The sequence below is a fragment of the Bacillus sp. FSL K6-4563 genome, from assembly GCF_038630405.1.
GTDB lineage: Bacteria > Bacillota > Bacilli > Bacillales > Bacillaceae > Bacillus > Bacillus pumilus.
Window position 1 is genome coordinate 2,604,065 of the sequence record NZ_CP152030.1, and the last position, 12,772, is coordinate 2,616,836.

The following is a 12,772-nucleotide window of genomic DNA, read 5'->3' on the forward strand; positions in this document are numbered from 1 at the left end:
CATGGGGTATCTTTCACCCGAAAGCTGTTTTACTTTTTTAGTGTAACATAAAAAAAGAGAGGAGTCAGACAACTCCCCTCGTGTGTATCAATTAAAGGACGCTTGCACGGCCTTTGTAGATCGCTCCGCGTGCCGGATCTACTGTAATCTCTTCGCCTTCTTTTAGCAGTGTTGTTGCACCATCAAGACCTACAATCACTGGAATGCCAAGGCTAAGTCCAACGACTGCTGCATGGCTTGTTAGTCCGCCTTCTTCAGTGATCAGGGCAGATGCTTTTTCTAAAGCACCCATCATATCACGGTCTGTACAGTTTGCAACAAGAATTGCACCATCATACATTTTTTCCTCTGCTTCTTTTCCGCTTTGCGCAATGACAACCGGTCCAAATGCAGATTTACGGCCAATTCCTTGACCTTTCGCAATGATGTCACCGACAACATAAACTTTCATTAAGTTTGTTGTACCTGTTTCACCAACTGGCACACCAGCTGTAATAACGATTAAATCGCCATGTCTCACGTAGCCTGTTTCAATCGATTTCTCGACTGCATTCTCAAGCATTTCATCAGTAGACGTCGTTTTTGAGCCGCTCTTTGCAAATACACCGAATACAAGAGATAGCTTTCTCGCAACTGATTCGTTTGCTGTAACTGCTACGATTGGTGCTTTTGGTCTATATTTTGAAATCATTCTCGCTGTATGACCGCTTTCCGTAGGTGTCACAATCGCTGCAACGTCAAGCTTCATCGCTGTATGTGCAACAGATTGACCGATGGCATCTGTAATGCTGACATCTACTTCTTCGCTTCTGCGAGAAAGAATGGCTTTATAGTTGAGTGCATCTTCTGAACGTGATGCAATGTTATGCATCGTTTGTACAGCTTCTACTGGATATGTTCCTGCTGCTGTTTCACCAGAAAGCATAATCGCATCTGTGCCATCAAAAATGGCATTTGCCACGTCACTTGCTTCCGCACGAGTTGGACGAGGATTACGCTGCATGCTATCAAGCATTTGGGTCGCTGTGATGACTGGTTTGCCTAAGCGATTGCATTTTTTGATCAGCATTTTTTGAACAAGCGGTACTTCTTCTGCCGGGATCTCTACACCAAGATCTCCACGTGCAACCATCAAACCGTCTGATACCTCAAGGATTTCATCGATGTTATCAACACCCTCTTGGTTTTCAATCTTAGGAATGATTTGAATGTCAGCCGCATTATTCTTTTCAAGAAGCTCACGAATTTCAAGAACATCAGAAGCTCGTCTCACAAAAGAAGCTGCGATGAAATCGACGCCTTGTTCAACTCCGAACAGAATATCATTGGCATCCTTTTCTGTAATACCTGGCAGGTTCACACTTACACCTGGTACGTTTACACCTTTTTTGTTTTTGAGCGTGCCTGTATTCATGACCTTTGTGACGATTTCTTTGCGGTCCATGTTAATTTCTTTCACTTCTAAACCAATAAGACCATCATCTAATAGAATCGTTGAGCCTACTTCTACATCATGAATTAACTCTTCATACGTCACACTAATTTTTTCCGTATTTCCAACAATGTCTTCCATACTTACGATAAGATCTGCACCAGCGACTAGCTCAATTGAGCCGTTTTCAACTGTGCGTGTACGGATCTCTGGACCTTTTGTATCAAGAAGGATCGCAATGTCCTTGCCTAATGTTTTACCTGCTTTACGAATGTTTTCAATGCGTGCACCATGCTCTTCAAAATCTCCATGAGAGAAGTTTAGTCTGGCTACATTCATTCCTGCTTCAATCAATTCAGTCAGCTTTTCAATAGTTTCACTTGCTGGACCGATTGTACAAACGATTTTTGTCTTTCTCATTACTGTTCCTCCTAAGGTCTTCTCGTTTTATATAGAGAGCTCTTGTGAAAGTCGGTACATATTTTGATCGACTGTATGTTTTTTATCTAAGATATCTAAAATATCGTGGTGAACGAGTTCGTTGCTTTGAATACCCACACAGCGTCCGCCTTTTCCTTCAAGAAGAAGTTCTACTGCGTATGCTCCTAAACGGCTTGCGAGTACTCGGTCAAATGCGCTTGGAGAACCTCCGCGCTGAATATGTCCTAAGACAGATACACGGGTTTCAAGGCTTGTCTCCTCTTCAATCCGCTTACCAAATTCAACACCGCTGCCTACGCCTTCTGCGACGATGATGATACTGTGCTTCTTGCCGCGCTCGTGTCCTCTTCTTAATCTCGCGATAATTTCATCCATGTCATAGTCTGCTTCAGGAATCAAAATAGATTCGGCTCCGCCTGCAAGACCTGACCAAAGAGCAATATCACCAGCATGTCTTCCCATTACTTCCACTACGTATGTACGTTCATGAGATGTGGCTGTATCACGAATTTTATCAATGGCGTCAATGACTGTATTCAGTGCTGTATCAAAGCCAATAGTGAAATCAGTACCTGGGATATCGTTGTCAATTGTACCCGGGACACCTACACATGGAAAACCGAGCTCAGTTAATTTCTTCGCTCCCATGAATGAACCGTCTCCGCCAATCACAACAAGTCCTTCAATACCGAATTTTTTTAAGTTCTCAATGCCTTTTTCACGACCTTCAACTGTCTTGAATTCAGGGCATCTTGCCGTGTAAAGTTTTGTTCCTCCACGATGAATGATATCGCCAACTGAACCTATTTCAAGTTTCTCAATTTTACCGTTAATTAGACCTGAATATCCATTATAAATACCGTAAACTTCAACATTATGGTAAATCGCTTTCCTTACAACTGCGCGCACAGCTGCATTCATTCCTGGGGAATCCCCACCGCTCGTTAAAACTCCTATACGCTTCATCTTTTTCACCTCAGAGACCATATATGAATTAAACATACCATTTCCACTGCTTGAAAACAATCATGAGCAAAACCAGATGTTTTCAATACGTATTTCTAAAACCGTACTTATTATACAATTAAATAAACCGTTTTTAAACAAAAGTTAAGAAAATCATGAAAGCAATTCTTTCAAAAGCGAGGAAGATCCAGCCTTCTAAAGCCCACCGTATCAGGGTTTTCAGACGTTTCAAACTTTATGAAAACAAAAGAAAATTATTTTCAAATAGCGCTTACATGAGGTCGGTTTTCATGAAAAAGGATGAAAAAAAAATAAACGCCAGCCAAAAAGGCTGTACGTTTATTTAGTTTACCCCAATATATTGATTTTCAACCGATACTTTCCCGATTGCTTTGTATTTTTGATATCTTTGTTCGACTAGTTCTTCAGGTGTTAGTTTGAGCAAAGATGTAAGTGACTGTTTTAATGTTTTTTCAATGTAGGCTGCTTGTTGTTTCACGTCTCGGTGTGCTCCACCTTGCACTTCTTTAATAACATCATCTATAATATCTAATTCTTTTAGGTCTGGAGCCGTAATTTTCATTGATTCTGCAGCTTTTTTCGCAAGTGATGAGTCCTTCCAGAGCAGTGCTGCTGCACCTTCAGGTGAAATCACTGAATACGTTGAATTCTCTAGCATGTATAGGTGGTTTCCTACGCCTAAGCCTAGTGCGCCGCCACTTCCGCCTTCTCCAATGACAATACAGACAACCGGTACACGAAGTCCTGCCATTTCGAATAGGTTTTTCGCAATTGCTTCACTTTGCCCGCGTTCTTCAGCTGCTTTACCAGGATAAGCTCCTTTTGTATCAATAAAGCAAATGATCGGGCGATTAAATTTATCTGCTTGTTTCATCAAGCGCAGCGCTTTACGGTAGCCTTCTGGATGAGGCATTCCGAAATTACGGCGCAAGTTTTCTTTTGTATCTTTACCGCGCTGATGGCCAATCACCGTGACAGGAAGCCCTTTAAACGTGGCAATTCCTCCAACGATCGCTTCATCATCGCCATAAAAACGGTCACCATGACACTCGAAAAAGTTGTCAAACAGCTCTTGAATGTAATCGAGAGTTGTTGGGCGCATCGCATGACGAGCAATCTGTACTCTGTCCCACGGTTTTAAATTTGTATAAATGTCTGCTTCAAGTTTGCTCAGACGTGTTTCAAGACGCTCAATTTCTGCACTTAAATCCATTTCTGAGTTTTGTGTGAACTTTTTCAGTTCATCAATTTTCGCTCGAAGTTCAATGACAGGTTTTTCAAATTCTAGTTCTCCAGCCACTCTCGTTCACCTCCTGTGCTGTGTAATGCTAAGATTCTGCCTAGTGTTTCTTTCATCTCTGCACGATGAATGACAGCATCCAATTGACCATGCTTCATTAAAAATTCAGCCGTTTGGAAGTCCTCTGGCAGGTCTTCACGAATGGTTTGTTCAATGATTCTACGGCCTGCAAACCCAATTAAAGCACCAGGTTCTGCAAAGTTGTAATCACCAAGAGACGCGAAACTAGCTGATACACCGCCAGTTGTTGGGTTCGTCATCACAGAGATAATCAAACCTTGATCCTCGCTGAACAACTTTAATGCTGAGCTTGTTTTTGCCATCTGCATAAGACTGAGGATCCCCTCTTGCATTCTCGCTCCGCCAGATGCAGTAAAGATGATAAATGGCACCTTGTCCGCTTTTGCTTTCTCGATCGCAAGTGTGATCTTTTCACCAACAACTGAGCCCATGCTGCCCATACGGAATGTGGCATCCATGACAGCGATCACAGCACGCTGGCCTTCAATTTCACCTTGACCTGTGACAATGGCTTCATTCAAAGACGTTTTTTCTCTGTCTTTCTCAAGCTTTTCTTCGTAGCCTGGGAATCCGAGCGGGTTTTCTGAGATCAGGTGCCCGTTAAATTCTTCAAATGTGCCTTCGTCAACAAGGCTGTCAATACGCTGTTTTGCATTCATTTGCAAATGTCTACCGCAATTCATGCAAACACGTAAATTTTTATCTAGTTCTTTGGTGAGCATTATTTTTTTACATTGCGGACATTTGGTCATGATGCCTTCAGGCACATCTTGACTTGCCTGTTCAGAGGGTACAGATGCATATTTTTTCTTTTTACTGAAAATATTTTTGATTGACAAATGACTACCTCCCTTTTTGAAGGGTTTTTTCTTTACACGCACATCCACTATTATAGGACATGTCATAACTGTACCGAAACTATTGTACTTTTTTTGTCAAACGCTGTCATCCTTCATTCAATTTTTTCAGTGGGGAATTGATGAGAAATGAGTATGTGTTTGGGGCGCTGAGCAGTTGATATATGTGAATTGTGAACGTCTACAAAAAAATATCATTCCGGATGAAAAAATTTTCGCGTATGAGAGGAAATGGTGCACGTCTTTCCTCCAATTTCAGAAAGAACGTGCACACTTTTCCAATTGATTATTCGCCGATAATCGTTAATTTTCTTGTTTTTTCAGCGACTTCTTCTGGGTCGACTTTGATTCTTGCAACGCCAGTTTCCATTGCTGCTTTTGCTACTGCTTTTGCTACCGCTGGTGCTACACGTGCATCAAATGGTTCAGGGATGACGTATTCAGCTGACAATTTATCATCTGAAACAAGAGAAGCAATTGCTTCAACGGCTGCAATTTTCATTTCTTCGTTAATGTGGGTTGCACGTACATCTAGTGCTCCGCGGAAAATCCCTGGGAATGCCAGTACGTTGTTTACTTGGTTCGGGAAGTCAGAACGGCCTGTTCCTACAACACTTGCGCCTGCTGCATGTGCATCTTCTGGCATGATCTCTGGATTAGGATTCGCCATTGCGAAGATGACAGGATCTTTTGCCATTTTGCCAACCATTTCTTTTGTTAGAGCGCCTGCTACTGAAACCCCAATGAAGACGTCAGCGCCTTCAATCACTTCTTCTAACGAACCTTCTTTACGGTCTTGGTTCGTGAATTTAGCCACTTCGTTTTTCACTGCATTCATACCGTTCGGGCGGCCTTCGTAAATTGCGCCTTTTGTATCACACATGATGATATCACGTACACCGAAATGATATAGAAGCTTGATAATCGCAATTCCCGCTGCTCCAGCGCCGTTTGCCACCACTTTGATAGAGGACATTGATTTTCCAGACAGTTTCAGTGCATTTACAAGTCCAGCTACTGTCACAATCGCTGTTCCGTGCTGATCATCGTGGAACACTGGAATGTTTGTCTCTTTTTTCAAGCGCTCTTCAATAATAAAGCAGTTTGGAGCTGCAATATCTTCAAGGTTGACACCGCCAAACGTTGGCTCAAGAAGCTTTACTGTTTCAACGATTTTGTCTACATCGTTTGTCGCAAGCGCGATTGGGAAGGCATCAACGCCAGCGAAGCTTTTGAATAATACAGCTTTTCCTTCCATGACTGGAAGAGATGCTTCTGCACCAATATTTCCAAGCCCTAAAACAGCACTTCCGTCTGTGACAACAGCGACCATATTGCCTTTCATTGTATAATCATACACTTTGCTTGTGTCGTCATAAATATCTTTACATGGTTCTGCAACACCAGGTGAGTAAGCCAAGCTCAAGTCTTTCGCATTTTTCACTTGTACTTTTGATTTTGATTCAAGTTTGCCTTGATTCTCTTTGTGCATATGTAATGCTTCTTCTCTTAATGACATGTGATGAACACTCCTTCAAGTGGAAAATGATTTAATGAATTGCTAAGTTGATAAGCACATACTGGCAGTTTTAAATACACAGAATCTTTAAAATGATAACACAATAGGTGAATTTGTAAAACATATTCAGGCGATTTGTCATCATTTAATCACAACGTTTTGTTCACCGAGTAGCTCTTTTAACTGGAAAATGACAGCATGATCTGCATGAACTTTGTATGCATCTGGAAGTCTCACTGTCTTTTTTTGCTTCTCATAATACAAATAGACATCTGCTTCTCCGCTGTGCATCGAGATCACCCGCTTTACTTGCTCTAGCAGCTCCTGCGTATGATTTTCTTCTTTCACTCGAATGTAGACAGACTCTTTTCTTTGTGTGCCCATCTCTTCAAGCAGAACGGCTTCTTGCACGATGATCTGGCTGCTGTCATTTCTGACATCTATTCTGCCTTCAACATAAAGCATGGCGCCCTCCTCAAGTAAGGGGGACAGCTTTCTAAATTGCTCTGGAAAGACGACGCCTTCCATTTCTCCCGTTTCATCCCCAAATGTGACAAATGCCATCGATTGTCCATTTTTTGTTCGAATCGATTTCACTTTTGTCAAAAGACCACCCATTGAGACCCTTCGCTTTATATAGGAAGAAAGTCTGATGATTTCCACTGCACCATTCTCTCTTAAGCGATCTCGGTACGCTTGTACAGGATGATTTGATAAATATAGTCCAAGTGCCTCTTTTTCAAATTGCAGGAGATCGACTAGCGGCAATTCTTCTATCTCCGCATATTTTGGCTTAATGGAGAAGGTTGTATCCCCTAGAAAGTCGAGCTGATCATCTGGATTTAAAAATGACACGTGGTCTAATGCAATATCTATTGATGCCAATAACGAAGCACGATTTGGATAAAGCTCATCCATCGCCCCTGAAAAAATGAGCGCTTCAATCGTTTTTCGGTTGACACTCTTTGCTGATACTCTTGCGCAAAAATCAAATAAATCTTCAAACGGCTTTTCCTGTCTTGCCCTGTATATATCCTTTACAGCTGACACTCCGACATTTTTGATCGCTCTTAAGCTGTAGCGGATCTCCCCTTTTTCAACCGTAAATGGAAATTCACTCTTATTAATAGAAGGCTTCAACACAGATATCCCTTTTTCCTTTGCCTCATAGAAATATTGAGCGACTTTGTCTTCATTTCCAATCACACTCGTTAAAAGTCCGCACATAAAATATAACGGATAATGCGCTTTTAAGTAAGCAAGCTGAAAGCCAATCATGCTATATGCAACAGCATGGCTTCTATTAAAACCATAGTTTGCAAATTTGACGATTAAGTCATAAACGTCATTTGCAATGTTAACAGGATACTCCTTTTTTAGGCATCCTTCAACAAAATGGCTCCGCTCTTCATCAAGGACCTTTTTATCCTTCTTCGAAACAGCTCTTCTTAATAGATCTGCCTCGCCAAGCTGAAAGCCTGCCATCTTCGCTGCAATCAGCATAATTTGCTCCTGATAGACGATGACCCCATATGTGTCTTTTAAAATGTCATATAAATCAGGATGCGGGTAAGAGACCTTGACTCTGCCGTGCTTTCGGTCGATAAAAAGCGGGATATTCTCCATTGGACCTGGGCGATAGAGGGCATTGACTGCCACGATGTCTTCTAAACTAGAGGGCTTAAGGCGTCTCAGCACCTGACGCATCCCTTGTGATTCAAGCTGGAAAATCCCAGTCGTATCTCCCGCTGATAACAATTCAAATGTTTTCTGATCTTCATATGAAATGTCACTAAAGTTAATGTGGACGTTTTCCTGTCTTTCAATCTGGTTTTTAATGGATTCAATTAAGGTTAAGTTTCTTAGTCCTAAGAAATCCATCTTTAAAAGCCCAAGATCTTCTAAATAATTCATCGCATACTGCGTTAAATACACACCATCATGACCGTCTTGAATAGGAACAATCTCTGTCAGCGGCTCCTCGCTCAGCACAACGCCGGCTGCATGTGTCGAGGTATGTCTTGGCAAGCCTTCTACCTTTAAAGCAGTTTGAAAGACTTGCCTGAGCTCTTCGGACTGCTGGAGCATTGCTTTTAATTCAGGAGATGCAGCTAGCGCTTCTTTCAGCGTCGTTCCTGGCTTTGATGGAATCAGCTTTGCAAGACGGTCCGCTGCCTTTGAATCAATCCCCATCACACGCCCGACATCTCTTAAGGCTGCTTTTGCTGCAAGTGTTCCAAACGTGACAATTTGCGCCACATGCATGTCTCCGTATTTGTCTTTTACATAAGAAATGATTTCATCTCTTCTCGTATCGGGGAAATCAATATCAATATCAGGCATACTGATTCGCTCAGGATTTAAGAAACGCTCAAATAACAGGCCGTGACGGAGCGGATCAACATCCGTAATAAACAGTACATAGGCAACAAGTGAACCTGCTGCCGATCCCCGGCCCGGCCCTGTGACAATGCCTTGGTCATGGGCATACTTCATAAAATCCCACACGATGAGAAAATAATCACTGAAATTCATTTTTTGGATAATGCTCAGTTCGTACTCAAGTCTTTTCACATACGCGTCATTTGAAGCAATCTTTTTTTGCTTCATCCCTTCTACACACACTTTGCGTAAAAACTGATCTGCTGTTGATTGATCAGGGGTCGGATAGGATGGGAGTTTTGTCTGCCCAAGATTTAAATCGACTTCACAGCGGTCTGCGATCTCCACCGTTCTTGATAGCAGCTCCGTATCCTGCGTATACCATTCCTTCATTTCTTCAAAGGTTCTGAAATGCTTTTCTGCTCGGTCTTCCTCAACCTCAGGCAGCTGCTGCCCTGCTTTAATAGCCTTTAAACACATATAGGCCGTTTTGTCTTCCATGTTGATGTAGTGGACATCTCCTGTCGCAACAAGAGGAATGTCGGCACTTTTTGAGACGTCCCTCAGTTTACCGGCGAGCGATTCGTCTTGCTGAAATGGCTGAAGTGCGATGTACACATGTCCCTCACCGAAAATATGTTTCAATTGTTTCGCCGCATCATGCGCTTCTTCTAGCTGATCATGCTGAAGCAGCGTTTCAATGTAACCAGAAACGCCTGGTGTGATGGCAATGAGCCCGCGGTGGTAGCTTTTCAGCCATTTTTCTTTCAGTCCAGCTTTTGATTTTGATTTCAGCACACTGCTGATCTTGATCAAATTTTGGTAGCCTTCATTGTTTTTGGCAAGGAGTACCAAGGGATAAGCCTCTGTCTCTTGTTCATCTATGAAGACAGAAGCTGTTAAACCGATGACCGGCTTGATGCCATGTTTTTTACATTCCTTATAAAATTCAACCGTTCCATACATCACATGGTCATCGGTAAGAGCGAGCGCCTTGCAGCCAAGTTCTTTCGCTTTCAGCACGAGCTCCTTTACTTTTGCTGCACTGCTTAATAAGCTGTATCCACTGTGGACCTGAAGATGAACATAAGACATGCTTAATCCACTCCTTTCGTCTAAAGTCATTCTTTCATTATAAAACGCGATGCGATGAGAAACAAATGTTCTTTCTTTTCTGTCCGTTCATACTTGTCCCGCACGCACCATATATTGAATAGAGTGAGGTGGACAAAATGGATGTGAAGGAAGCTTTTATTCCAAATTTTATTAGCTGTTATTTTATTGCACTTGGGGTCATTTTGGGTGGTGCCATTATAGGCGGTGTTGGTGCTTATTTGTCCGGTCAGCCGCCTTTATCCATTATTACGAGTCTTGCCAACCGTTTAAAGATTTGGGCGCTTGTCGCAGCTATCGGCGGAACGTTTGATGCTGTTTATAGCTTTGAAAGAGGTATTTTTGAAGGGAACACGCGTGATATTTTCAAGCAGATTTTATTAATTGTCTCTGCCATGGGCGGTGCGCAAACGGGTTATCTTATTATCACGTGGCTCACACAGGAGCATGTGTCATCATGAGGGTGCCGGAGCTGTACAAACGTCCAGGCTGGCAGCGTTTTTTTGCGGGGATGATGTTTGGCGCGATTGTGAGCTGGCTCATTTTCCTCTTTACATACGGAACCTTTCAGGAAAAGCAGGTGACACTGCTGAGAAGCCAGCAGCACCATATGGACAGTCTGAAAGAACAAATCACACTCTATCGGGAAGATTTGCATAAGTTAAATGAGGATAATAAGAAGCGGCTGCTGATCCAAAGCGTAGATGTCCATCTCGTCAATCGTGAGCAATATAAAATCCCAGAGCCAGATACGCTAAAATTTGAAGATCAGGTCAAGGAGGATATCTCAGAGGTTATTACAAAGGATATTGAAAGTGTCTATAAAACAAAGGAATTATTAAAACGCACGGTCGAAAACAAAGAATATACCATTCGGGAAAAGGCATACCGCGCCAAAGTGACAGAGCTGACAATTTATACAAAGCTTTCACTTGAAGTGCGCATTTCATTTGCTGAATAAATGATCATGTGGAATTTTTATGAATTTCTGCCCTCAATGATCGCTTTTCCCCCTTAATTTTTATACACTAAAAGTAGAACGAGATCTAAAACAGAAAGAGGTGAGGACAATGGAGGTTTATAGCTATCGTCAAATGGCACGAGACAAAGCAAGCCGGATCAAGGACGGCATGTGTGCTTATGCTGAGACAGAAATGATGGCTCATTTAATTAAAAAAGAATTAAAGCATCAAAATCTCCAAGCCTATGAAGATTCAACTGACATCGGCTGCTGGTTTATCCCTGTATGCAAGTAACCCTTTTCTCCATGACAAAAAAAGAGAGAGGGGACTTGAAGCCCCCCTCTCTCATGATGATGATTTACATACTTCTTCTAAATCACGCAAAATCTCATCTGCCACGGCCCAATCATAAATAGACGCACCAGCTGCAAGCGGGTGGCCGCCGCCATGATATTTTTTCGCAATGGTATTAATGACGACGCCTTTCGAGCGGAATCTAACACGAATCTGATCGTTTTCTTCCACAAAAAAGACCCATGCCTTAATCCCTGCAATATTTCCAAGTGTCCCAACAAGCTGTGAGGCTTGCTGCGCTGTCGTTTGGAACGATTCCAAAATATCCTGCTTAATGAAAACAGAAGCGACCCCATTCTCTGACAAAGAAATATGTTGAAAAATATAGCCATTTAATTTCACGACATTGAGATCCGTCTCATACAATTGATTGAAAAGGTCTGAAGATGAAAATGGATATTCAATCAGTTCTCCAGCATATTTGAGCGTCTTTTTCGTCGTGTTTGGGAAAAGGAAGCGGCCTGTGTCTCCTACAATGCCGGCATAAATGAGTTCTGCCGCCTTTGTATTCAGCTGATATCCTTCTTCTTTCCCCTCTAAATACAATTCATAAATCATTTCGCTCACAGAGCTTGCCTCTGTATCCACCCAAAGCAAATCACCATAAGGATCTTCATTTGGATGATGGTCAATTTTCATCAGCTTATCGCCCATTGAATAGCGCTGATCGTCAATTCTTGCTTGATTGGCTGTATCGCAGACAATGACAAGGGCGTCTTTGTACACGTCATCCGGCACTTCATCAAGTTCATATAAAAATGAAAGGGATGGCTCCGGGGTTCCTGTCGCATAAATATTTTTTTCTGGATAGGTGGCACGCAAGATTTCCGTAAGGCCGCACTGCGATCCATAGGCATCAGGATCTGGTCTTACATGTCTATGAATGATGATGGTGTCATATAATGATATGGTTCTAATCAGTTCTTTTTTCATAAAAACTCCTTCTTATCCGATACTCTTTTTATTATTAAATCATAATCTATCCTGACGGAAAAGTGAGGAATAGACAATTTATTCTAGTAAGCAAGCCTATTTACGTTTAAAATAGGGTTGTAACCACTTACAATGGAGGCTTGGCACATGCTTGTTTTGATTGTGTTTATTATTTGTTCTGCCATGTTTTATTTATACTACAAAGCAAAGAATGTACGTACGAACCGCCCAGTCGAAAAGAAATTCTGGTCGGCGAAATCCAGTATGGCACTTGGCTGCTTTGTCCTGCTCTTCGGTGTGAATCAATTATTTTTAAACCGCTCGTCACTCGCATTTGTCATTGGATTTATTTTTGTTGCTGTCGGTATCGGCAGTACGTGGGCTGGATATAAAGCCTACAAGCATTACCTTCCGCTCTTTTTAAAGGAAGGCGAAAAAGATCACGCATAATAAGAGAGAAGGGCTAAAATG

Annotated in this window: 11 protein-coding genes; 4 read left to right on the forward strand and 7 right to left on the reverse strand. The window is 42.1% G+C overall.

Going from position 1 to position 12,772, the window contains the following annotated elements:
- Nucleotides 1–91: 91 nt before the first annotated feature.
- From pyk to dnaE, 6 genes are all read right to left on the reverse strand, one after another.
- Nucleotides 92–1,852: a pyruvate kinase gene (gene pyk, locus MHH54_RS13175; RefSeq protein WP_050943588.1), complete on the reverse strand. Its 1,761-nt coding sequence runs from the start codon at nt 1,850–1,852 to the stop codon at nt 92–94.
- Nucleotides 1,853–1,879: 27 nt separating this feature from the next.
- Nucleotides 1,880–2,839, reverse strand: a complete 960-nt coding sequence (gene pfkA / locus MHH54_RS13180) for a 6-phosphofructokinase (RefSeq protein ID WP_012010865.1) — start codon at nt 2,837–2,839, stop codon at nt 1,880–1,882.
- A 343-nt stretch (nt 2,840–3,182) separates the two neighbouring features.
- Nucleotides 3,183–4,160 carry an acetyl-CoA carboxylase carboxyl transferase subunit alpha gene (gene accA, locus MHH54_RS13185; RefSeq protein WP_003216264.1) on the reverse strand — a complete coding sequence of 326 codons (978 nt, stop codon included), beginning with the start codon at nt 4,158–4,160 and terminating at the stop codon, nt 3,183–3,185.
- Nucleotides 4,145–5,020 (reverse strand): acetyl-CoA carboxylase, carboxyltransferase subunit beta, encoded by an 876-nt coding sequence (gene accD, locus MHH54_RS13190; protein ID WP_034661853.1) that lies wholly within the window; start codon nt 5,018–5,020, stop codon nt 4,145–4,147. The genes accA and accD overlap by 16 nt, the downstream gene beginning before the upstream one ends.
- A 304-nt stretch (nt 5,021–5,324) precedes the next feature.
- Nucleotides 5,325–6,557 (reverse strand): malic enzyme-like NAD(P)-binding protein, encoded by a 1,233-nt coding sequence (locus MHH54_RS13195; RefSeq protein ID WP_003216785.1) that lies wholly within the window; start codon nt 6,555–6,557, stop codon nt 5,325–5,327.
- A gap of 141 nt (nt 6,558–6,698) precedes the next feature.
- Nucleotides 6,699–10,034 (reverse strand): DNA polymerase III subunit alpha, encoded by a 3,336-nt coding sequence (gene dnaE, locus MHH54_RS13200; RefSeq protein WP_342500325.1) that lies wholly within the window; start codon nt 10,032–10,034, stop codon nt 6,699–6,701.
- A 137-nt stretch (nt 10,035–10,171) separates the two neighbouring features.
- On the opposite strand from dnaE, the gene MHH54_RS13205 reads away from it, so the two are divergent.
- The 3 genes from MHH54_RS13205 (at nt 10,172) to MHH54_RS13215 (ending at nt 11,308) form a co-directional block, all read left to right on the forward strand.
- On the forward strand, nt 10,172–10,513 hold the full coding sequence (locus MHH54_RS13205; RefSeq protein WP_034661856.1) for a YtrH family sporulation protein: 342 nt from the start codon (nt 10,172–10,174) through the stop codon (nt 10,511–10,513).
- Nucleotides 10,510–11,013: a sporulation membrane protein YtrI gene (gene ytrI / locus MHH54_RS13210; RefSeq protein ID WP_003216226.1), complete on the forward strand. Its 504-nt coding sequence runs from the start codon at nt 10,510–10,512 to the stop codon at nt 11,011–11,013. The genes MHH54_RS13205 and ytrI overlap by 4 nt, the downstream gene beginning before the upstream one ends.
- A 109-nt stretch (nt 11,014–11,122) precedes the next feature.
- Complete coding sequence (locus MHH54_RS13215) at nt 11,123–11,308, forward strand: hypothetical protein (protein ID WP_003216400.1); 186 nt, start codon at nt 11,123–11,125, stop codon at nt 11,306–11,308.
- A 51-nt stretch (nt 11,309–11,359) separates the two neighbouring features.
- Here the strand turns inward: MHH54_RS13215 and MHH54_RS13220 are convergent, their stop codons facing one another.
- Complete coding sequence (locus MHH54_RS13220) at nt 11,360–12,301, reverse strand: bifunctional oligoribonuclease/PAP phosphatase NrnA (RefSeq protein ID WP_003216520.1); 942 nt, start codon at nt 12,299–12,301, stop codon at nt 11,360–11,362.
- 147 nt (nt 12,302–12,448) lie between these two features.
- Between MHH54_RS13220 and MHH54_RS13225 the strand changes: the two genes are divergently transcribed.
- Nucleotides 12,449–12,751: a YtpI family protein gene (locus tag MHH54_RS13225; protein ID WP_003216665.1), complete on the forward strand. Its 303-nt coding sequence runs from the start codon at nt 12,449–12,451 to the stop codon at nt 12,749–12,751.
- The last annotated feature ends 21 nt before the right edge of the window (nt 12,752–12,772 follow it).

Excerpts from the sequence above, each read along its gene's own strand:
- MHH54_RS13195 (WP_003216785.1), bottom strand. The coding sequence starts at position 6,557 with ATGTCATTAAGAGAAGAAGCATTACATATGCACAAAGAGAATCAAGGC.
- dnaE (WP_342500325.1), bottom strand. The coding sequence starts at position 10,034 with ATGTCTTATGTTCATCTTCAGGTCCACAGTGGATACAGCTTATTAAGC.
- MHH54_RS13205 (WP_034661856.1), top strand. The coding sequence starts at position 10,172 with ATGGATGTGAAGGAAGCTTTTATTCCAAATTTTATTAGCTGTTATTTT.
- MHH54_RS13215 (WP_003216400.1), top strand. The coding sequence starts at position 11,123 with ATGGAGGTTTATAGCTATCGTCAAATGGCACGAGACAAAGCAAGCCGG.
- pfkA (WP_012010865.1), bottom strand. The coding sequence starts at position 2,839 with ATGAAGCGTATAGGAGTTTTAACGAGCGGTGGGGATTCCCCAGGAATG.
- pyk (WP_050943588.1), bottom strand. The coding sequence starts at position 1,852 with ATGAGAAAGACAAAAATCGTTTGTACAATCGGTCCAGCAAGTGAAACT.
- ytrI (WP_003216226.1), top strand. The coding sequence starts at position 10,510 with ATGAGGGTGCCGGAGCTGTACAAACGTCCAGGCTGGCAGCGTTTTTTT.
- MHH54_RS13220 (WP_003216520.1), bottom strand. The coding sequence starts at position 12,301 with ATGAAAAAAGAACTGATTAGAACCATATCATTATATGACACCATCATC.
- MHH54_RS13225 (WP_003216665.1), top strand. The coding sequence starts at position 12,449 with ATGCTTGTTTTGATTGTGTTTATTATTTGTTCTGCCATGTTTTATTTA.